This is a genomic window from Dokdonella sp. (assembly GCF_017744955.1).
Classification (GTDB): domain Bacteria; phylum Pseudomonadota; class Gammaproteobacteria; order Xanthomonadales; family Rhodanobacteraceae; genus Dokdonella_A.
Window position 1 is genome coordinate 617,262 of the sequence record NZ_JAGIAG010000002.1, and the last position, 19,972, is coordinate 637,233.

A 19,972-nucleotide genomic window follows, 5' to 3' on the forward strand; every position below is an offset into this window, starting at 1 on the left:
GGCGAACCGGTTCGAGCGAGGTGCTGCGCGTTCGGCCGAACCGATTTCGCCGCACCCGCTAGCTGCGCGCAGGGGCGGACAGTTGCCGGAGCAGGCGGCGCAAGGGCTCGCGGTAATGCTCGCCGAGCTCCTTGTGCCGCGCATGGATGGCTTGCGCTTGCGCGGCCAGTTCGCGCGCCTGCGCGACGCGCCCGAGCGCGAGCTGGCATCGGGCGAGTTCGATCTGCGCTTCGGCGATCTTCGGGCTCGTCGGCAGGAACAGCTCCTCGCGCAGCAGCAGCGCATGCCGCAGCAACGGCAGCGCGCCGGCCGCGTCGCGGCCGGCGAGCTTGGCCATCCCGTCGAACAGATCGGCGCTGGCCAGGGCGCCTTTGAACGAATCGCCGAGTCCCGCCGAGCGGATCGCTTCGCGCACGTTCGCGACGGGCTCGGCGACTCCGTCGACATCGCCCGAGCGCACTGCGATCTCGGCGGCGTAGAGCCAGCGCTGGATGGCCGAGCGCGACAGGCGTTGCCCCGAGACGTTCGACACGGCATAGCCGTCGAGCGCCCGGCGTGCGTCGGCGAAACGGCCTTGCCGCAACGGCAGCACCACGCGCATGTCGACGACCGCGGTCGGCGCCAGCGTGCCGCCCGCCGCCGCGCGAATGCCGGCCGCTTCCTGCGAGTCCTTGCGCGCGGCGTCGTAGCGTCCCAGCTCCGCCAGAACCACGGAGGTGTTGTCGAGCAAGGTCGCCAGCACCAGGTTTCTCGGACCGCGTCGGCGTATGGCGAGCGCCGCGTCGAGGTCGTCCAGTCCGGCCTCGAGATCGCCTGCTTCGGCGAGATCGCCGCCGCGGTTCTCCAGCACGCTGGCGATCTCGGTCTGGTTCTCCGCGCCGGGGAGGGCGAGCACCTGCCGCTTGGCCTGCGCATGCAGGTCCAGACCCTCGCGCACGTGGCCGAGCGCGAACAGCGTACCGCCGAGCCAGGTCTTCTCCAGGATCGTGCCGACGTGCTGCTCGCCGTTGATGGCCAGCGCCGTCGCCAGGGCCAGGCGCGCGTTCTTTTCCGCGCCGGTGACGTCGACCACTTCGTATTGCAGCGTGGCCAGATCGCTGTAGGCGTTGACCAGCCCGAAGCGTTCCTCCGGCAAGGCGCTCAGCACCTCGATGACGCGCTTCATCGAGGCGATCGCCGCCGCGCGGTCGCCGTCGATCCATTCGGCGCCGCCCTGCAACTGCAGCGCGTCGGCCAGGCCGCGCGATGGCGGCAGCGCTTCGTACAGGCGGACGGCGCGGTCGACGGCGTCGTCGGCCAGCGACGGATCGACGAAACGGTAGTACTGCGCCTGTGCGACCAGCAGACGACCGCGAAGCGCGGAGCGGTCGTCGCGGCGGCGGTCGAGGATGGCTTGCGCTTCGCGCAGCAGGCTCTCGCTTTCCGGGTTCTCGCTCGATCCGTACATCGCGTCGGCGAGATCGACCAGGGCGGCGGCGAGTTCCGGCGCGTCGACCGCGTAGTGGTCGCGCGCCAGGGCGACGCTCTGGCGCAGGACGCGGATGCGTTCGTCGCGCATCGCGAGGTCCTTGTAGAGGCCGCCGAGCAGTTGCAGGACGCCGAGCTTCGCTTCCGGCGCGTCGGCCATCGCCGTGTCGATCTTGTCCGCGCCGAGGTTCAGTAGCTGCCGCGCGGTGGTCGCGCGCGCCTTGACCGGGTCGCTCTGCGCGCTCGAATTGGCGCGGAAGATATCGCGCAGGAAATCCTGCACCGCCGTGGCGGTACGCGCTTCGCGTTCGGCGCGCGCTGCCTGCGCCTCGGCGCGCCGCGCCTGCCAGACGGTGCCGGCCAGGCCGGCACCGAGGGCGAGGATCAGGGCGGCGACGCCGGCCACCACCCAGCGATAGCGGCGCAGGAAGCGTCCGAACACGTACAGGCGCGCGCCGCTGCGCGCGGCGACCGGCTGGCCGCGCAGGTGGCGTTCGACGTCCGCGTGCAGCGCGTCGACCGTCGCGTAGCGGTGCGCGGGCTCTTTGCGCAAGGTGCGCGCGACGATCGCGTCGAGGTCGCCGCGCAGGAGGCGCGCGGGCACCGGCGCATCGGCGAGCGACAGCGCGGTCGCGCTCGGTTTCGGCGTGTCCGGGTCGACCAGGGCGAGCATCGCGCGCATGATCGGCAGACCCTGGACGGGCGATGCCTTGGCGCCGGTGAGCAGTTCGTACAGCAGCAGCCCGAGCACGTATACGTCGGTCGCGGTGGTCACCGGCTCGCCGACCAGTTGCTCCGGCGCGCAGTAGTCGGGCGTCAGCATCATCTGCGTGGTGTCGCTCGAGCGACCGAGCGCCGGATCGAGCAGCTTGGCGATGCCGAAGTCGAGCAAGCGCACGCGCCCCCGTTCGTCGACCAGGATGTTCGACGGCTTCAGGTCGCGATGCACGATCAGGTTGCGATGCGCGTAGGCGACCGCCGCGCAGGCCTGGAGGAACAGCTCCAGGCGTCGATTCACATCGGCTCGGTGCGTTTCGCACCAGGCGGTGATCGTCTGGCCTTCGACGTATTCGAGCGCGGCCCAGGGGCGGCCGTCGTCGGCGACGCCGCCGTCGAGCAGACGCGCGATGCCCGGATGGTCGAGCCGCGCGAGAATGCTGCGCTCGGCATGGAAGCGCTCGGTCTGCGCAGCCGCTTCGTGACGCAGTAGCTTCAGCGCGGCGCGTTGTTCGAAGCCGCCGACCGCGCGCGAGACTTCGTAGACCTCGCCCATGCCGCCGCGTCCGATCGCGCGCACGACGCGCCAGGCGCCGAAACGGCTGCCGGCGAGGAGACCCGGCGCTTCGACGGTGATCGCGTCGGCCTGGAAGCGGGGGCTTTCGAGAAATTCCGCCGCGGCGTCGTGCGCGCGCAGCAGCGCCGCCAGTTCGTCGCGCAGGGTCGGATCGTCCGCGCAGCGCCCCGCGATGAACGCATCGCGCGCCGACGCGGGCACGTCGCACGCCTGCGCGAAGAGATCTTCGAGACGCTGCCAGTACTGCCCTGACATGGGGTCGCTCCCGCCTTGCGGCGAGCTTGGACGCGCCCCGGCATCGCGTCAATGCGATGTGTCGCGGGCTGGACGACAGCGCGCGGTGAACCCGTCGCGGTTGGAGCGGCCGGTGGAATCAGGCATCCTGACGCACTCGATTCGCCGCGTCGCGCGGCCGGCATCGCCGATCGCCTCTGCGCTGCTCGATCTTCCTCCGACTTCGGCGCGTTCTCCATGAAGACCCATTCCGATTTTCAATCCAGTCAGGACGTCGCCATCCGGACCTTGCGCGCCGCCGGCGTGCTGCCGGTGGTGACGGTCGATTCCGCCGCGCAGGGCGTCGCGGTCGCGCGCGCGCTGGCGCAGGGCGGCCTCGGCACCATCGAGATCGCATTGCGCACGCCGGCTGCGCGCGACGCGATCGCGGCGATCAAGCAGGAGTTGCCTGCGGTGATCGTCGGTGCCGGCACCGTGCGCGTGCCGGAGGATGTCGAGCGCGCCCGCGCGGCCGGCGCCGATTTCCTGGTCACGCCGGGCACGACGGCGGCGCTGGCCGAGGCATTGGTCGAATCGGGCATTCCGGCGACGCCGGCGGCGGCGACGCCGACCGAACTGCTCGAACTCGCCTCGCGCGGCTTCCGCATCGCGAAACTGTTCCCGGTCGGCGCGCTCGGCGGATTGAAACTGATCCGCCTGCTGCAAGGTCCGCTGCCGGACCTGCTGCTGGCGCCGAGCGGCGGCATCACCGAGGCCGAGGCGCCGGAGTATCTGGCGCAGCCGAACGTGGTCTGCGTCGGCGGTTCGTGGATGGTGCCGCGCGAGTGGCTGGCCGCGGGCAAGTACGACGAGGTCGCTGCCGCAGCGGCGCGCGCGCGGCGCCTGGTCGACGCGGTGGCGCTCGTCTAGATCGTAAGGTTGCTCGCCCTTACCCTCTCTCGCTTGCGCGAGAGGGTAGGACCTGCTCGACAGGGCATTGCGGATTTCCCTCACCCGTCGCGCTGCGCGCGCCGACCTCTCCCGCGAGCGGGAGAGGTGACCATCACGCAACCTGTCAGCGCTGCGCCGCCGGCTGCAGGATCACGTCGGCCGGCAGGTCGCGTACGACCAGCTCGCCGCTGCGCCACTTCAATGCCTCGCGGCCGAGCCACGCCTCGCCGCCGACGTATTCCTTCGGCGCGGCGAAGACGAAACCGCCCGGCGGCTTCGCGCCGGTATCGGCGATGCGCAGGTGCAGAGCGTCGCCTTCGCGTTGCAGTGAATAGCTGAGTTTTCCGTACGGCGTGCGCAGGTTCTCGATCGCGACGCCGTCGCCGGACAGCCATGCGTCCGGTACGCCCGCGGCGAGCACCAGGGCACGATCGTCCTCGCGTTCGTAGGCGAACAGGTCGAGTGCGGAGCGGATGAAATCCGATGCCACCCAGCCGTGCGGCATGTCGCCGATGAAGCGCGATTCGCGCGGCAGCCGTCCGACCACTTCGGCCCACTGGTTCCACTCGGCCGGGCGGCGATCGTGCAAGAACCACTCGATCGCCTCGTGCGCGCGCTCGCGCCAGCGGAGCCGCACGAAGGTGCCGACCGTGCGCCATTCGTACGGTGTGTAGTCCTTCCAGGCGGTCGAGTCGCGGCGTTCGGCGAACTGTTTCCAGTAGCGCTCGAAGGTGTTGCGCAGCAGGTCCTGCGGCAGGCGCGCCTGCTCGCCGCCGGGCGACAGCGCGATCGTGGTCGAGGTCGCGTCGAAGTCGCCGAGTTCGGCGGCGCCGGGCAGGTAGTCGATGCGATGCGCCGCGACCGCGGCGCGGATCGAGGCGTAGAGGTCGGTGCGGAACTGGTCGCGCGAACGCGCCAGACGCCGCGCCGCGTCGTCCTTGCCGAGCGCGGTCGCGAGGTCGACGGCGTCCTTGTAGCCGGTCAACGCCCAGAAGTCGTCCCAGTACGAATGCATCGGCTTGGCCGAGTAGCCCTCGTGGCTGATCGACGCCGGCATCAGGCCGTACAGCGCCTTGCGTTCGCCGGAGCGGTTGGCCGGCGTGCGTTCGCTCGCGCGCAGCTCGTCCATGTAGCGCGCGGCGGCATCGACGTGCGGCCACATCGTTTCGAGAAGGGCACGGTCGCCGCCGTGGCGCCAGACTTCGGCGACGAGGTGGATCAGCTCGCCGTGGCTGTCGTTCTCCGGCACCGGATCGGAGCCGCGCCGGTCGACGCAGCAGGGCACCTTGCCGTTCTTGAATTGGTACGGCGCGTACCACGCGAGGTAGTCGCGCGCGACGTCGTCGCGGCCGAGGCGCAGCAGCGCCTCGGAGGTCATCGCGCCGTCGCGGATCCACGAGCGCGCGTAGGCGCGCGTGCCGGGCCGGATCGCCGCACCGTCGCGGTTGATCAGGATGTGTGCGAGCGCGGTGCGCAGTGTGTCCGCCAGCGCGCGGCCCGCGGCCGGCACGCGCAAGCGCACCTGGTCGAGCTTTTCGCGCCACTCCTGCGCGGTCTTGTCGCGCAACAGGCGATACCAGGTCTCGGCGAAGACCTGGAACTGGTCGGCGGGTGCGGCGCCGTCGAGCGGCATCTGCAACACGATCGTGCGCGCGGCATTCGGCGGCAGGTCCACGCGATAGAGCAGCACGCCGGAGGCGAAGCCGGTGTCGTCGCGCACCGCGCTCGCGTCCGGCAGCGTGCCGTCGGCGAGACGATCGGTCGCCATGCCGGCGTCGAACGCGCTGGCACGGAAACCGTCGGCGTGGTCGAGCGGGTAGACGCGCGGCTTGCCGTCGACGTAGACCGCCTCGCGCCCGTCGTCCGACGGCTTGCGCCAAGCCAGCTCGTGGATCGGGCTGATGCCGCCCGGCGTGTTGAGGAACTGCACCGACGGGTTGACCTGGAACGGCCGCAGCGCGAGCGCGAGGGTGAGCGAACGTGGTTTCGCGCCTTCGTTCTTCAGCGTGTAGCTCGCGTAGAGGTTCGAGTCCTGCGCTTCTGGTGCAGCCGGTCCGGCAGTCGACGTCGCGAACGTCTCGACGTCGAGAGCGAGGTCGTCGCGGCGCCAGTGCACGCGCGGAATCGGCAGGTAGCCGTCCTGCAGGCTGTGCGAGAGGTCGACGTCGGCCCAGCTCAGCAGGCGGCGCTGCCGGCCTTCCGTCTCGAGCAGAAACGGCTCGATCGAGAATCCGCCGCGCGCGACTTCGAGCGCGCCGTCCTCGGAGAACAGTCCGGTCTGGTGGCCGCCGTCGACGCCGACCACGGTCCAGTAGGTCTGCTCGTCGTAGAAGCCGCGCGGATAGCGACCGCGCGGCGCGGCCTGGGCGAGTTCGGCGAAGAACGAGTTGGCCGAGGCGCCGAAGGCGAGATCCTTGATCTCGATCTCCTCGATCGCGTAGTCCTTGCGCGGCCCGTCGTGCAGACTCAGGCGCAGGTAGCGCGATTCGGATTCGGGCAGATGCAGCGGGTCGATGCCGCCGTTGCCTTGCGTCACGCGCCGCACGGTGCGCCAGTGCTCGCCGTCGTCGGAGAGGTCGACGTCGTAGCGCGAGGCATGCGCGCCGTCGGCCCAGCGCAGGAGCAGACCGCCGAATTCGCGCGGCGCGCCGAAATCGAGCGTCAGCGTCTGCTCGCCGCCGCGGCGGCTGCGCCAGCGCGTGTTCGCATCGCCGTCGACGGCGTTCGCGGCCGGTGCATCGGCTCGTTCGGAACTCGCGCGCGCGTGCGGCGCCGGCCAGCTCGTCGGCGCCGGCGGCAGTTCGCGCAAGGTCAGCCGGTCGAAGCAGACCGAACCGCGGCCGCCGTTGCCGGCGTAGAGCGTGAATTCGACGCTGTCGCTGTGGCGCAGCGTCTTGTCCTTGATCGGCCCCCAGGCGAAGTCGACCTGGCGGCGCTTGTAGCGCTGCTCGCGCCATTCGCGCGGAACGGAGAAATCGGGCCGATTCACCCACCAGACATTGTCGCCGCTGGCGTCGGCGAGCTTGAATTGCAGGGCATTGTCCGGCGCCTCGCCGCGCACGCGGAACGAGAATTCGTAATTGTCCGGATAGTCGACCGGCAGCGTGCGGCGCATCGCGGCGTAGCCGGAGACGCCGTGGAAGTCGAAGTCGAGGCAGAGCGCATTCGCGGCGCCGTCGCGCAGCGGCCGCAGCTTCGCCTCGACTTGATCGGAGGCGACGGCGGTCCAGGCCTGCGGATCGGCGAAATCGTCGAGCAGGCGTGCTTCGGTCGCGCCGGCGAGGACAGTGCGGAGGAGGAGCGCGGCGGCCAGCGCGATGCCGAGTCTCATCCCTTCACGCTCCCGAGCAGAAGGCCCTGGATGTAGTGCCGCTGCAGCGCCAGGAACAGGACCAGCACCGGCACGATCGTCACCACGGAACCGGCCATCATCAATTCGTTGTCCTGCACGTGCTCGCGCGACAGCGACGCCAGCGCGACCGGCGCGGTCTGCCAGGTCTGGTCGCTGAGCACGATCAGCGGCCACATGAAATCGTTCCAGCTGGCCAGGAAGGTGAAGATCGCCAGCGTGACGACGATCGGCTTCAGCACCGGCTGCACGATGGCCAGGAAAATGCGCAGCTCGCCGGCGCCGTCGATGCGCGCGGCTTCGAGCAGGTCGTCCGGGATCGAGCGCGCGTACTGGCGCACCAGGAAGATGCCGAACACGCCGGCCAGCAGCGGCACCACCACGCCGCCGTAGCTGTTGACCAGGCCGAGCCATTTCATCATCAGGAACAGCGGGATCATCGTGACCTGGGCCGGAATCACCAGCGCGCCGAGCAGCACCTGGAACACGCGCTCGCGCCCGGCGAAGCGCAGCTTGGCGAAGGCGTAGCCGGCGGCGAGGTTGAAGGCCAGCGAGAGCAGCGTCGTCGCGCCGGCGACGATCAGGCTGTTGAGCAGGTAGCGCCCCATGCCGGCGCGCTCGAACAATTCGCGGTAGTTCGCCAGCGTCGCCTGCGCCGGCAGCAGCGGCGGCGGGAACGTGCTCGCCTCGCCGCGCTGCATGAACGACACCGAGAGCATCCACAGCAAGGGAAACAGCGCGACGAAGGCCATCGCGATCAGCAGGCCATTGACGGCAAAGCGCTGCCACAGCGGGCTCTTCATGCGTAGTCTCCGCGGCGGCCGAAGCGCAGCAGCACCCGCGTCACCAGCAGGATCAGCGCGAACAACAGGAACGCGATCGCCGAGGCGCGGCCGAGGCTCCACCACTTGAAGCCTTCCTCGTACATGAAGTACAGCACACTGACGGTGCTCTGCAGCGGATCGCCCTGGGTCATCACGTACGGCTCGGCGAACAGTTGGAAGTAGCCGGACACCGTGATGATCGCGACCAGCAGCAGGGCCGGGCGCAGCATCGGCAGCGTGATGTGGCGCAGGCGCTGCCGGAACGAGGCGCCGTCGATGTGCGCCGCTTCGTAGAGCTCGCCCGGAATGCCCTGCAGCGCGGCGAGCAGGATGATCATGTTGTAGCCGAAGTTCTTCCACACCGCGAACAGGATGATCGCCGGCATCGACCAGTGCGGATCGCCGAGCCAGTCGATCGGTGCGATGCCGAAATGCGCGAGCGTGTAGTTGATCAGGCCGTAGCGCGTGTGCAGGAGATACCGCCAGATCACCGCGACGGCGACGATCGTGGTGACCACCGGCGCGAACAGCGCGGTGCGGAAGAAGCCTTTCCAGCGCGCGAGCTTGGAATCGAGCAGCAGCGCGGCGCCGAGCGAGGCGGCGATCGACAGCGGCACGCCGACACCGACGAAATAGAGTGTGTTGAGCAGCGACTTCCAGAACAGCGGCGTCTGCAGGATGTCGAGGTAGTTGTGCAGGCCGACGAAGCGCAGGTTGCGCAGGTCGGCCAGCGCGTACAGGTCGAAGTCGGTCAGGCTCAGGGCGAACGCAGCCAGCACCGGCACGAAGAAGAAGCCGCCGATGACGATCAGCGCGGGCGCGGCGAACAGCCAGGCGGCGCGGCGTTCGCTCATCGCGCCGCCTCGTGCGCGAGCATCCAGCGGCGCTTGTCGAGGATCGCATCGGTGCGCGCGTCGAGCTGCGGCAGCACCTGGTCGAGCGGTTCGCGGCCGCGCACGGCGCGCTCGGCGGCCAGGCGCAGTTCCTGCGCGATGCGTTCCCACTCCGGGATCTTCGGCGTGGGTTTCACGCGTTCGAGCTGGTCGCGGAACGCGCGCGCGTAGCGGTCGTCGGCGAGTGCGGGTGCGTTCCAGGAGCTGCGCCGCGGCGGCAGGTCGCCGCAGAGTTCGTGCAGGCGGCGCTGCTGCTCGGGCGCCGAGAGGAATTCGATCAGCTGCCAGACTTCCGGCTTGCGCGCGGAGCTGGCGAACATCACCAGACTGCTGCCGCCGCCGACCGCGGCGCCGGGGCCGTCCGGGCCGGGCAGGGGCGCGGTGCCCCAGTCGTCCTGCAGTTCCGCCGGCAGGCGCCGGCGGAACTCGCCGACGTTCCACGGGCCGGTGATGTAGAACGCGTAGAAGCCCTTGGCGAATTCGTCCCAGACGTTGGAGATCTGCGTCGCGCTCATCGGCGGCGCCCAGTCCTGCTGGAACATGTCCAGGTAGAACTCGAACGCGCGGCGGAAGCCCGCGCTTTCGAAGTTGCCGCGCGTGTCGCGCTCGCGCAGCAGCGGATCGGGCATCTGCACGGCGAGATTCAGCAGCGGCTCGTACTCGTTCAGCGGCAGCAGGATCGCGTACTTGTCCGGGCCGGCGTTGCGCTTGATCGCCGCCAGCGCCTGTCGCCACTCGTCCCAGTCGCGTGGCGGCTCGGCGAAGCCGGCTTGCGCGAGCAGGTCCTTTCGATAGAACAGCAATCGCGTGTCGACGTACCACGGTACGCCGTAGAGGCGGCCGTCGATGACGTTGGTGTCCCAGATGCCGGGGAAATAGTCGTCCTGGCGCACGACCGGCGAAGCGTCGACGCGCTCCTGCAACGGTTCCAGCGCGCCGAGCGTGGCGAGCTCCGGCAGCCAGGTGTTGCCGAGCTGGGCGACGTCGGGCAGCGCGTCGCCGGCGAACGCGGTGAGGAACTTCTCGTGCGCGGCGGTCAGCGGCAGCGCCTGCACCTCGACGCGCAGGCCGGGATGCTCGCGCTCGAAGTCGGCGAGCAGGGCCGGCACGACTTCGGCTTCGCGGCCGACGGCCCAGAACTTCAGGACGGTGACGTTCGGTTCGGAACGCGCGCAGGCGGCGAGGAACGGCAGCGCGAGAAGAATCGCCGCGCAACGCCGAAGTCCTTTCCGCTCGAGCGACGCGCCTTTCACCGCGCCTTCTTCGCAGCGGGAGCCTTCGCGTTTGCGGCTTCGTCGAGCCAGCCGCCGCGGAAGCCCGCGCGTTCCAGCCCCTTGCGGATGTACGGGTTCTTCTTCATCACGTTCCAGACGAAGTCGTCGCGGTAATTCTCGATCATCGCGATGATCGGGCCCTGGTCGATGCCGATGTAGTCGCTGGCGACCCAGCCGAAGTTCGGGATCAGCTGGCCCGATTGCAGCGGGATGTCGTAGTTGAAGCTCGGGTTGAACGCGTCGAGGAAGCCGTACTTGGAATAGATCTGTGCGCCGTAGAGGCGGTGCATCTCCTCCACGGCCGGAATCACGATCTCCGGCGCGAACGGCAGCGAGGCCGCCGCGGCGGTCGGTGCGATGGTGCCGTCGTCGAAGGCGTCGGCGAGGCCGGCGCCGCGCGCGGAGTAGTGGCGGAACTCGCGTACGGAGCCGCCGAAGTCGAGCTTGGCGCCCTGTGGGCCGTCGCTAGCGGTCAGGCCCCAGATGTTTTCGCCGTAGAGCTTCCAGCCCATCGGATTGGCGATCGCGTAGGCGCGCTGCGCGTAGGTCGCGCGGCGGCTGTTCTCGAAGTAGTCGAAGCCGCGTTCGCGCATGTAGGCGTCGCGGATGCCGCGGAAGTCGATCCACACATGCGAATACTGGTGGCCGAACTGCGGTGCGAAGCCGAGGTACTCCTGCTCGTGGAAGGTGCCCCAGGAACGCGAATAGCTCTTCGTCCAGGCGTTCCACGCGTCCGCGCCGATGCCCTGCGTCGGCGAGCCCAGCGCGAGCACGTAGACCAGCATGCCTTCGTTGTAGCCCTCCCAGTCGTACGGGATGTAGCCCTGCTTCGGATACCAGCCCATCGAGATCAGCGGCGGGCGCACCTGCATCCACGGCCATTCGACGCGCCGGTAGATCGTGTCGGCGAGGCGGCGGATCTCCGCTTCGCCCGGCTGGTCGTGGTCGAAGTAGGACTGCGCGAACAGCACGCCGCCGAGCAGCAGCGCGGTGTCGACCGAGGACAGTTCGACCCAGTCGGCGTAGCGCGCGCCGGTCTTCAGTCCGATGAAGTGGTAGAAGAATCCCCGGTAGCCGGCCATGCCGTCGTTGCGCGAACCCTGCGGCAGGCCTTCGAGCGTGCGCAGGGTCAGCAAGGTGCGCTCGACCGCCTGCTCGCGCGTGATGTAGCCGCGTTCGACGCCGATGCCGTAGGCGGTCAGGCCGAAGCCCACCGCGGCGACGCTGGAGAACGCCTCGGTGTACGGATAGCGGTCCGGGATCAGGCCGGTGTCCGGGTCGGCGGTTTCCCAGAAGTAGTCGAAGGTGCGCCTCTCGACGTCGTCGAACAGCGGCGTCAGTTGCGGGCGCAGCAGCGGCGTGACCGGAGTCGGGGGCGGTTCGGGCTCGCTGCGCTGGCAGGCGCCGAGCGCGACGGCGGCGAACAGGAGGAAGACGAGGCGCGGGAGGATGGTTCTATGGCAAGCGGACACTAGAGGATTTCGAAGCGACGGAGGAACGGATTGGCTGACAAAAATCCGGCCATCCAGTTCCTTCGGACGGCCGGCTCCCGAGCGTGGAGCGGATGCGTGCGCGCCGGTGACGGGTGGCATCGGCGCGCACGGGCGATCAGAACCGCACGCCCATCGTGAACTTGAACGTACGCGGCACGGTGAACATGTTGCCGGACTTGTTGAACGGCGCGTAGCCGAGGAAGCGCCCGTTCGAGCCCCAGTTCGTGACGTAGTCGGAGTAGTTCTTGAAGTTGAAGAAGTTGATCGCGTCCAGGCGCAGATACATGCTGAGCCCGCCGGTCAGGTCGATGTTCTTGTTGACCGCGAAGTCGATCTGGCGCGTGCCGAAGATCGGGCCGCCGACGAGGAAGCTGGAACCGTGCGGCGTGATCGCCGACGGCGTGCAGTGCGTGGTCGGATCGTAGCAGGCGATGTCCGACAGCGGCCGCGGCGTGGACAGGGTCAGCTTGGCGGTATAGGTCAGACCCCACGCGCCGTCGACGCTGCCGACGGCGACCAGCCGGTGCTTGGACACGCCGGAGGACTGCAGCCACGGGTAGTCTTTGATGTCCGGCTCGTCGAGCGAGTACTGCTCGCCGGACTTGCGATTTTCCTCGGCGTCCGTGTACGTGTAGGCGACCGAGGCGTACCAGCCCGATTCCTTCGTGTACGGCTTCTCCAGCGAGAGCAGCAGCGAGTTCGACTTCGTCTCGATGCCGTTCTTGCCGAGGATCAGCGAGCCGAAACCGGGAATCGGGAAGCCCCATGGCTGGCCGCCGTTGCCCGGCAACCAGAACGATCCGTCGGGCTGCCGGTTGCCGAGCACGAAGGCGAAGCCATCCTTGCTGACGATGCGCGACAGGATCACGCTGGTGTTCCAGTCGCCGACCTTGTTGCGCATGCCGATGCTGAACTGGTCGGAGTAGGGGACCTTGAGGTTGTTGTTGATCAGGTTGATCTCGCGTCCGCCGCCGGTCGCGCTGACCAGCGAGCGCAGGTTGTTGATGTCGTAGAAGCGCGGATCCCAGTCGATGCAGTTGGGCTGCGTCGTGTCGCAGCCGCGATCGGCCGAGTTGAAGCGGATCTCGTAGGTCGGGAAGGTCGCCTTGGACTGCTCCAGCTGCAGGTAGTCGAAGCTGTCGCGGTCGTAGGAGCGGCCGGCGCCGCCGACGATGACGTGCTCTTCATTGCCGTCGAGGTCGTAGGCGAAGCCGACGCGGGGCTGCCACTGGTCCTTCGGCGCCTTGCGGTTGCTGCCGGTGCTGATGTAGTCGTCGATGCGGATGCCGGACGCCGGGTTGTTGATGTTGGACCAGCCGCGCAACGCGGAGACGACGTCGGCCGGCGTCACGTAGCTGAGGTACGAGGGCGTCTTCTCGTAGTCCCAGCGCACGCCGAGGTTCAGGGTCAGGTGCTCGTTCACGACCCAGTCGTCTTGTAAATAGAGGCCGAACTGCTTGTTCTTCGATTCGGCGCTGCCGTTGCCGACACCGGCCAGCGGCACGCCGAACTTGGCTTTCCACGGAATGTCCGCGGTGCCGCCGGAGGTCACGTCGTAGAAGAACTGCGGATTGGCCGGATTCATCTCCTGCGTGCTCAGCTTCACTTCCTTGTACTTGAAGCCCATCTTGACCAGGTGGTCGCCGTTCCAGTGCAAGTCGGTCAGGCTGAAGTCGTCCTGGATCGCCGGTCCCTTCTGGCTCTTGTTCTGGAAGCTCGCGCCGGCGCCGGTTTCGAGCACGATCTTGTCCTGGTCGAGCGGGTAGGTGTAGATGCGCGCGATGCCGTTGTTGACCGGGCGCGGACCCCACTCGGCGTCTTCCCAGGTGATGTGCAGGTCGTTGAGCCAGCGGTCGGCGGTGTGCTGCCAGCGCAGGTCGGCACGCTTCTCGTCGTTGACGATGTTGACCGCGAACGACGGCGCGCGCGTGTTGCCGATGTTGTCGGTCTGCGCTTCCTCGCGGTACTTGCCGGTCAATTCGATCAGGTCGCGGTCGGTCGGCTGCCAGTCGATCTTGCCGAAGTACAGGTCTTCCTTGAACGCCTGCGAGGCCGGACCGATCGCGTCGCCCACGCCGGGTGGCAGCGGACCGGGCAGCGGACTCACGCCTGGGACGACGGCGACCGGCGTGGTGTAGTCCTTGCCCTCGTAGGTGAAGAAGAAGTGCGCCAGGTCCTTGACGATCGGGCCACCGATGGAGAGACCGTACTCCTGGTCCTGCGACGGCACCTTGTGGTCCGCCTTCAGTTCGGACGGATACGGCGAACGCCAGGTGTCGCTGGTGTAGTTGCCGAACACCTCGCCGTGGAATTCGTTGGTGCCCGACTTGGTGACGGCGGTGATCGCCGCGCTGCTGAGCTGGTCGTACTCCGCCTTGTAGTTCTGCGTGATCACCTTGTACTCGGCGATGCCGAGCTGCGGGAACGGGTTGCCGCGGCTGTTGTCCTGTCCGCTGATGCCGCCCTTGAGGATGTAGCCCTTCTGGCCGACGCCGTCGACGTAGACGTTGATCGCGTTGGCCGACTGCGCGCCGCTCTTCAGCGAGTAGGTGCCGTTGACCGGATCGCGGTTGAAGGCCATGCCGGGCACGGTGTCGGCGAATTCGAGGAAGTTGCGCGTGACCTGCGGCACGGTGTTGATCTGGCGCAGCGAAATCGTGTCGCCGATCTCCGAGGTCTTCACCTCGGCGAGCGCGCTCGCAGTCACGGTGACGCCTTCGAGCTGGGTACCGCCCGACGGTGCCGGCTCGCCGGCGGCGAAGTTCAGCGTGGCGGTCGACGCCACCGACAGCGTCACGGTTTTCTCCGCGCCCGGTCCGGCGCTGACGCGATACGTACCCGGCGGCAGGCCGGCCAACGCGTAGCTGCCGTCGGCGGTGACCATCGTCTGGCGCTTCAGGCCGGTGTCGACGTTGGTCGCGGTGACCTCGACGCCGGCGCTGGCCTGGCCGCGCAACGTGGCGCCCACCGCCTGGGCGAACACGGTCGGCGTGGCGGCGCACAAGCAGCTGGCCAGCGCGCAGGCGAGCAGCTTGCGCGACGCGGGACGGAACTGGATCGGTGTCGTTTTCATTCGTTGCTCCTCTCCCCGGGAGTTTCCGGATTTGACGTACGAAACGTGGCGAAGGAACGGCCGCGAGCGCCGTTCCGCTCTGGTGGTGCCGGTCAACTGGTATCGGTTTCCAGCGCGGGCTCCGCGCCGCTGGAATGGCGGACGACCAGGCTGCACTCCAGCTCGTGCGCGAGCCGTGGCATGGCCTGGCCGTCGATGGCCGCGGCGAGCCGTTCGAGCGCCTGGCTGCCGAGATCGGCGATGCGCACGCGCATCGTGGTCAGCGGCGGGCTGACGAAGCGCGCGATCGGGATGTCGTCGAAGCCGGCCAGCGCGATGTCGCCGGGGACGTCCAGCCCGAGTTCCTTCAGCGCGAACAGACAGCCGATCGCCATCATGTCGTTGGCGGCGAAGATCGCCTGCGGGCGCGGCGTCAGCTCGCGCACGGCGAGGCCGGCGCGATAGCCCGACTCCTCGCTGAAATCGCCTTGCAGGATCTCCGGCGCCTGCTTCGGCAGCCGTTTCTTCAGCGCGTCGCGGTAGCCGCGCAGGCGCTCGTCGGCGTCGAAGTTGTTCGGCGGCCCGGCGACGAAGGCGATGCGCCGATGGCCGCAGGCGACCAGGTGCTCGACCATGGCGTAGGCGCCGCCGTAGTTGTCGATCGACAGCGACAGGTAGTCGCCGCCGGCCAGGCGCGTGTTCATCAGCACCGTCGGCAGCGCAGCCGGCAGGTTGTCGGCCAATGTGACGGCGTCGGCGTGCGGCGACATGATCAGCACGCCGTCGACGCGACCGCGCAATGTGCGCAGGACCTCGCCGACCTCGGAGGCGGAGCCGTGCGAGCTGGACACCAGCAGGTGCAGGCCGCGCGCGCGTGCGGCGGCGTCCATGCCGCGGATCAGCTCGGAGAAGAATTCGCCGTGCAGGTCGGGCAGCACCGCACCGATCGTCTGCGTGCGCTGGGTGATCAGGCTGCGCGCGGCGCTGTTGGGCATGTAGCGCAGGCGGGCGGCGACGTCGAGGATGCGCTGGCGTGTATCCGGCGTCACGCTGTCGTGGCCGTTGAGGGCGCGCGAGACCGACGCGACCGATACGCCGGCCGCCTTCGCCACGTCTTTGATCGTCACGCTCAAGTGTCGCCCGTCTCGCGGATGTAAACGTTTACATCATGCGGGACGGTCGAAGTGCTTGTCATGCTGCGGCACAGCAGCGAGGCGTATTTCGAGGGTTGGGGCGTTGGGGAAGAAGGTTTCTCGCAGAGACGCAGGGAACGCGGAGGAGAGAATTCCGCCTGCGCGTTTTTTGACGCTCTATGCGTCTGCGAGAGAGCGCGTTTGCATGCGTCGGCGCCGCGCGAGCGGTGACGTTGCGGCGTGATTCTTGAAAGAAGTTTCTCGCAGAGACGCAGAGAACGCAGAGGAAAAGAGTTCAGTCGATGCTTTTCTCAGCGCCTCTGCGAGAAATCATTCTGGGCGAGCATGATCCGCCGCAGGGCTTCGGTCAGAACATCCCACGCACGCCGATCGCGAAGTTGCGCCCGGCCAGCGGTGCCTGGTCCTTGATCAGCGAGGTCGACAGCCGTGCGGTCTGGTTGGTCAGGTTGTCGGCGTTGACGAAGGCTTCCCAGCTCGAGCGGTCGTTGTTGAAGAAGCTCCAGGCGAGGCGCGCGTTGACCAGGGTGAAGCCCTTCGTGTCGGTCTCGAATTCGGCCACGTCGTCCTGCTCGAAGTAGCGCGTCGCGCCGAGGCTGGCGCGCCAGTCGTCGTTGCGCCAGCTCAGTTCGCTGCCGAAACGCGCCGCCGGAATGCGCGGCAGGTTGCCGCCGCCGGCCAGCGTCGCGCGCACGGTGTCGCCCCATACGCGCAGGTCGTAGTGACCGCTGGCGTTCTTGGCCAGATGGAAGGTCGCTTCGGCTTCGCCGCCGCGGAACTTCGCGTTGCGCTGCGACCACTGCCGCACTGGCAGGTCGTCCTCGATCTCGCCGGTGTCGGCGAGGTAGATGAAGTCGTCGTAGCGGTTGTAGTACGCGGCGACCTTCGCCTCGACGAACTCGCTGTGGTAGTGCAGGCCGAGTTCGACCTGGTTGGCGGTTTCCTTGGCGAGGTTCGCATCGCCGATCTCGAACGTCGCCGAGGCCGCGTGCGGGCCGTGCGAGAACAGTTCCTCCTCGGCCGGCGCGCGTTGTGCGCGGTCGAGGTTGAGCGTCATGTGCCAGGCGTCGTCGAAACGCCAGGCGAAGCCGGCGGAGAGGCTGAGCGGGCTGAAGTCGCGTTTGTCGCCGTTGTCCGGCGTGCTGCTCTGCCGATCGGTGCGCGCGCCGAGTTCGACTTTCAGCGGCCCGAACTCGCGCTGCTCGGTGACGAACAGGCCGACGCCCTTGGTCGAGGTCGGCGGTACGAAGCTTTCCTCGCCGATCGCGGCGAAATCGCGGTGGAAGGCCTGCAGGCCGAACGCGCCGGTCCATCCGGCCAGCGGCGCATGCGTGAGCTGCACGCGGCCCTCGTCGGTCTGGTTGGTGAACGTGGTGCCGGCTTTGCTGCCTTCGTATTCCACGTGCTGGTAGTCGCTGTGGCCGAAGCTGAACTCGGCCTTGTCGATGCCGGCGAACGGCGCGTTCAGCGCGCCCTTGAGGTCGTAGCGGGTCTGTCCCATCGACACGCGCACGGCCGGTTCGCCTTCGGCGGGATCGCCGGGCTCGGCCGGATTGCCGTAGTTGCTGAGGTAGCGCGAGACCGACAGGCCGAGATAACCCCAGTCGCCGAGCCAGGAGCCGCCGAGCGCGCCGGACTTGCTGTGCGCGAAGCTGTTGTCGAGCGTGCGGCCCGGAATGTCGTAGTCGCCGTCGTGGCGATACAGGCCGTCGGCGTGCAGCGCGAAGCCGTCGCCGCCGGCGTCGACGCGGAACATGCCGGTGCCGCCGCCGGAGACGCTGTCGTAGCCGATCTGGGTGCGGCCCGAGAGTCCGTTCGCCGGCGCGCTTTGCGGGATGCGGCCGTCGACGAGATTGACGATGCCGCCGATCGCGCCGGAGCCGTAGAGCAGGGTGGCCGGGCCCTTGAGGATTTCGATCTGGTCGGCGAGGAACGGCTCGACCGTGGTCGCATGGTCCTGGCTGACGTTGGAGACGTCGGCCGAGCCGAGCCCGTCGGCCAGCACGGCGACGCGCGAGCCGTCGAGGCCGCGAATGACCGGGCGGCCCGCGCCGGCACCGAAGGCGGTCGTCTGCACGCCGGGCACGCCGGCGACGGTCTGGCCGATGGTGCCGCTGCGCGCGTCGTCCAGCTCGGTGCCGGCGAGCACGCTGACCGGCGTCACGATCTGGTCGGCGCTCTGGCCGAGCGGCACGGCGGTGACGACAACGTCCTTCAGTTTGGTCGCAGGCTCAGCGTCGTTGGACGGCGGCGGTGCGTCGTCCACCGGATCGGCGAAGACGGGAGCGGAGGAGAGCAGGGCGAAGCCGATGCAGCAGGCCAGGGCAGTTCTTTTCATCGTGGGAGGCGCCAGGGTGGGGTGTTTTCGACAGAGTAATGTTATATTATTACGCAACCGAGGCGCGCCAGTCCTGCCGGAAGTCATGCTTGCGGGTCGGAATGGCGCCGATTCGCGTCCTCGCGACGAAAGTCGACGCCGGGGCTTGAGGCGACGGCCTCGTGCCCGAAGATCGTGATTCGAGTTATGTTGTAACGTCAGCCGGAGCATCCATGAGCACCGCACCGCACCGCCCATCCTGGTTCGCGCGCTTCGCCGATCGTTTCGGTGCGACCGCGTCGTTCCTGTGCGCGGTGCATTGCGCCCTGCTGCCGCTGGTGATCGCGGTGCTGCCGATGCTCGGCCTCGGCTTCCTCGCCGATCATCGCTTCGAGCGCGTCTTCGTCGCGTTCGCCGCCGTGCTGGCGCTGTCGACCTTGATCATCGGCTTCCGCCGTCACCAGCGTTTCCGCGCGTTCTGGTTCCTGCTGCCGGGCATCGTGCTGCTGGTCACCGGCATCCTCATCGACGTCGAGCACGCCACGATCGGCCATGCCGTTCTGGTCAGCATCGGCGGCACGCTGGTCGCGCTGGCGCATCTGGTGAACCTGCGTCTCGCGCACAGCCACGTCCACGACGCCGCCTGCGGGCACTAGCGGCGGCCTGCGATTGTGTAACGCGGCGCGCGGCGCCTAGTCTTGCGCTCTCCACGCAGCGCCTTTCTTTCCGATGAGTCACACGCACCACCATGCGCACGATCATGCTCACGACCACGCGAGCGCGGGCGACCGGCGCGCGCGGAAGCTGCTGTTCGCGTTCGCGCTGACCGCGATCACGCTGGTCGCCGAGGCGATCGGCGGCTGGTTGTCCGGGTCGCTGGCGTTGCTCGCCGACGCCGGCCACATGCTGGTCGACGCGGCGGCGCTGATGTTCGCCTGGCTCGGCGCGCATTTCGCGCAGCGGCCGGCCGATGCGCGGCGCAGTTTCGGCTATGCGCGGCTCGAAGTGCTGGTCGGCTACAGCAACGCGCTCGTGCAGTTCGTGCTGGTCGCCTGGATCGTGGTCGAGGCGCTGCTGCGCCTGAGCGAGCCGCAGCCGATCCTGTCCGGCACGATGCTGGTCGTCGCGATCGCCGGTCTCGTCGTGAATGCGTTCGTGCTGTTCGTGTTGTCCGGCCACGACCACGACGATCTCAACACCGCCAGCGCGCGCCTGCACGTGCTCGGCGATCTGTTCGGCTCGCTCGGCGCGGTGACGGCGGCCCTGCTGATCGGCTGGCTCGGCTGGCTGTGGGCCGACCCGATCGTCTCGATCCTCGTTTCGTTGCTGATCCTTGCCAGCGCCTGGCGCCTGCTGCGCCGTTCGGCGCACATCCTGCTCGAGGGCTCGCCGGAGGGCATCGACGCCGATCGCGTCGGCGAAGCCCTGCAGCGTGAAGCCGACGGCGTGCGCGGCGTGCATCACGTGCACGTCTGGCAGCTCGCCGGCGGCTACCACGTTGCGACCTTGCACGCGCAGTTGCACGAAGGCGCCGACGCCGACCAGGCGATCCGCTCGATCCACCGCGTATTGCGCGAGCACTTCCGCATCGAGCACGCGACCGTGCAGATCGAGGCGCAGCCTTGCGCGCACGATGGGTGCGCGCAAGGGCGGTGCTAGTGGAGCGGAACGCGTTTTCCGGTTCCGGTGATCTG

General features: G+C 68.7%; 12 protein-coding genes. 3 read left to right on the plus strand and 9 right to left on the minus strand.

Annotated elements, in window-relative coordinates:
• Positions 1 to 58 precede the first annotated feature (58 nt).
• Complete coding sequence (locus J7520_RS07745) at positions 59 to 3,016, minus strand: serine/threonine-protein kinase (protein WP_291186181.1); 2,958 nt, start codon at positions 3,014 to 3,016, stop codon at positions 59 to 61.
• A gap of 216 nt (positions 3,017 to 3,232) precedes the next feature.
• Between J7520_RS07745 and eda the strand changes: the two genes are divergently transcribed.
• Positions 3,233 to 3,904, plus strand: a complete 672-nt coding sequence (gene eda, locus J7520_RS07750) for a bifunctional 4-hydroxy-2-oxoglutarate aldolase/2-dehydro-3-deoxy-phosphogluconate aldolase (protein WP_291186184.1) — start codon at positions 3,233 to 3,235, stop codon at positions 3,902 to 3,904.
• 145 nt (positions 3,905 to 4,049) lie between these two features.
• On the opposite strand, the gene J7520_RS07755 is transcribed toward eda, so the two are convergent.
• The 8 genes from J7520_RS07755 to J7520_RS07790 all read right to left on the minus strand — a co-directional run bounded on the left by J7520_RS07755 (position 4,050) and on the right by J7520_RS07790 (position 18,314).
• Positions 4,050 to 7,256 (minus strand): discoidin domain-containing protein, encoded by a 3,207-nt coding sequence (locus J7520_RS07755; protein WP_291186187.1) that lies wholly within the window; start codon positions 7,254 to 7,256, stop codon positions 4,050 to 4,052.
• Positions 7,253 to 8,077 (minus strand): carbohydrate ABC transporter permease, encoded by an 825-nt coding sequence (locus J7520_RS07760; RefSeq protein WP_291186190.1) that lies wholly within the window; start codon positions 8,075 to 8,077, stop codon positions 7,253 to 7,255. The genes J7520_RS07755 and J7520_RS07760 overlap by 4 nt, the downstream gene beginning before the upstream one ends.
• Positions 8,074 to 8,952, minus strand: a complete 879-nt coding sequence (locus tag J7520_RS07765) for a sugar ABC transporter permease (RefSeq protein ID WP_291186193.1) — start codon at positions 8,950 to 8,952, stop codon at positions 8,074 to 8,076. Before J7520_RS07765 ends, J7520_RS07760 begins: the two co-directional genes overlap by 4 nt.
• A complete protein-coding gene (locus J7520_RS07770; protein ID WP_291186558.1) occupies positions 8,949 to 10,184 on the minus strand; it encodes a sugar ABC transporter substrate-binding protein in 1,236 nt (411 codons plus the stop codon). The genes J7520_RS07765 and J7520_RS07770 overlap by 4 nt, the downstream gene beginning before the upstream one ends.
• 56 nt (positions 10,185 to 10,240) lie before the next feature.
• Entirely contained in the window at positions 10,241 to 11,737 is a 1,497-nt protein-coding gene (locus tag J7520_RS07775; protein ID WP_291186196.1) for a glucoamylase family protein, read from the minus strand.
• 136 nt (positions 11,738 to 11,873) lie between these two features.
• Entirely contained in the window at positions 11,874 to 14,831 is a 2,958-nt protein-coding gene (locus J7520_RS07780) for a TonB-dependent receptor (protein ID WP_291186199.1), read from the minus strand.
• Between the two features lie 92 nt (positions 14,832 to 14,923).
• A complete protein-coding gene (locus tag J7520_RS07785; RefSeq protein WP_291186202.1) occupies positions 14,924 to 15,943 on the minus strand; it encodes a LacI family DNA-binding transcriptional regulator in 1,020 nt (339 codons plus the stop codon).
• Between the two features lie 367 nt (positions 15,944 to 16,310).
• Positions 16,311 to 18,314, minus strand: a complete 2,004-nt coding sequence (locus J7520_RS07790) for a TonB-dependent receptor (RefSeq protein ID WP_291186561.1) — start codon at positions 18,312 to 18,314, stop codon at positions 16,311 to 16,313.
• 197 nt (positions 18,315 to 18,511) lie between these two features.
• Between J7520_RS07790 and J7520_RS07795 the strand changes: the two genes are divergently transcribed.
• Both J7520_RS07795 and J7520_RS07800 read left to right on the plus strand, forming a co-directional pair.
• On the plus strand, positions 18,512 to 18,934 hold the full coding sequence (locus J7520_RS07795; protein WP_291186205.1) for a MerC domain-containing protein: 423 nt from the start codon (positions 18,512 to 18,514) through the stop codon (positions 18,932 to 18,934).
• A gap of 73 nt (positions 18,935 to 19,007) precedes the next feature.
• Positions 19,008 to 19,937, plus strand: coding sequence for a cation diffusion facilitator family transporter (locus J7520_RS07800; protein ID WP_291186208.1), 930 nt, complete (start codon positions 19,008 to 19,010; stop codon positions 19,935 to 19,937).
• Positions 19,938 to 19,972: the final 35 nt, after the last annotated feature.

Bases quoted from the DNA above. Each gene is read 5' to 3' on its own strand.
- J7520_RS07780 (WP_291186199.1), bottom strand. From the start codon at position 14,831: ATGAAAACGACACCGATCCAGTTCCGTCCCGCGTCGCGCAAGCTGCTC.
- J7520_RS07745 (WP_291186181.1), bottom strand. From the start codon at position 3,016: ATGTCAGGGCAGTACTGGCAGCGTCTCGAAGATCTCTTCGCGCAGGCG.
- J7520_RS07795 (WP_291186205.1), top strand. From the start codon at position 18,512: ATGAGCACCGCACCGCACCGCCCATCCTGGTTCGCGCGCTTCGCCGAT.
- J7520_RS07755 (WP_291186187.1), bottom strand. From the start codon at position 7,256: ATGAGACTCGGCATCGCGCTGGCCGCCGCGCTCCTCCTCCGCACTGTC.
- eda (WP_291186184.1), top strand. From the start codon at position 3,233: ATGAAGACCCATTCCGATTTTCAATCCAGTCAGGACGTCGCCATCCGG.
- J7520_RS07760 (WP_291186190.1), bottom strand. From the start codon at position 8,077: ATGAAGAGCCCGCTGTGGCAGCGCTTTGCCGTCAATGGCCTGCTGATC.
- J7520_RS07765 (WP_291186193.1), bottom strand. From the start codon at position 8,952: ATGAGCGAACGCCGCGCCGCCTGGCTGTTCGCCGCGCCCGCGCTGATC.
- J7520_RS07800 (WP_291186208.1), top strand. From the start codon at position 19,008: ATGAGTCACACGCACCACCATGCGCACGATCATGCTCACGACCACGCG.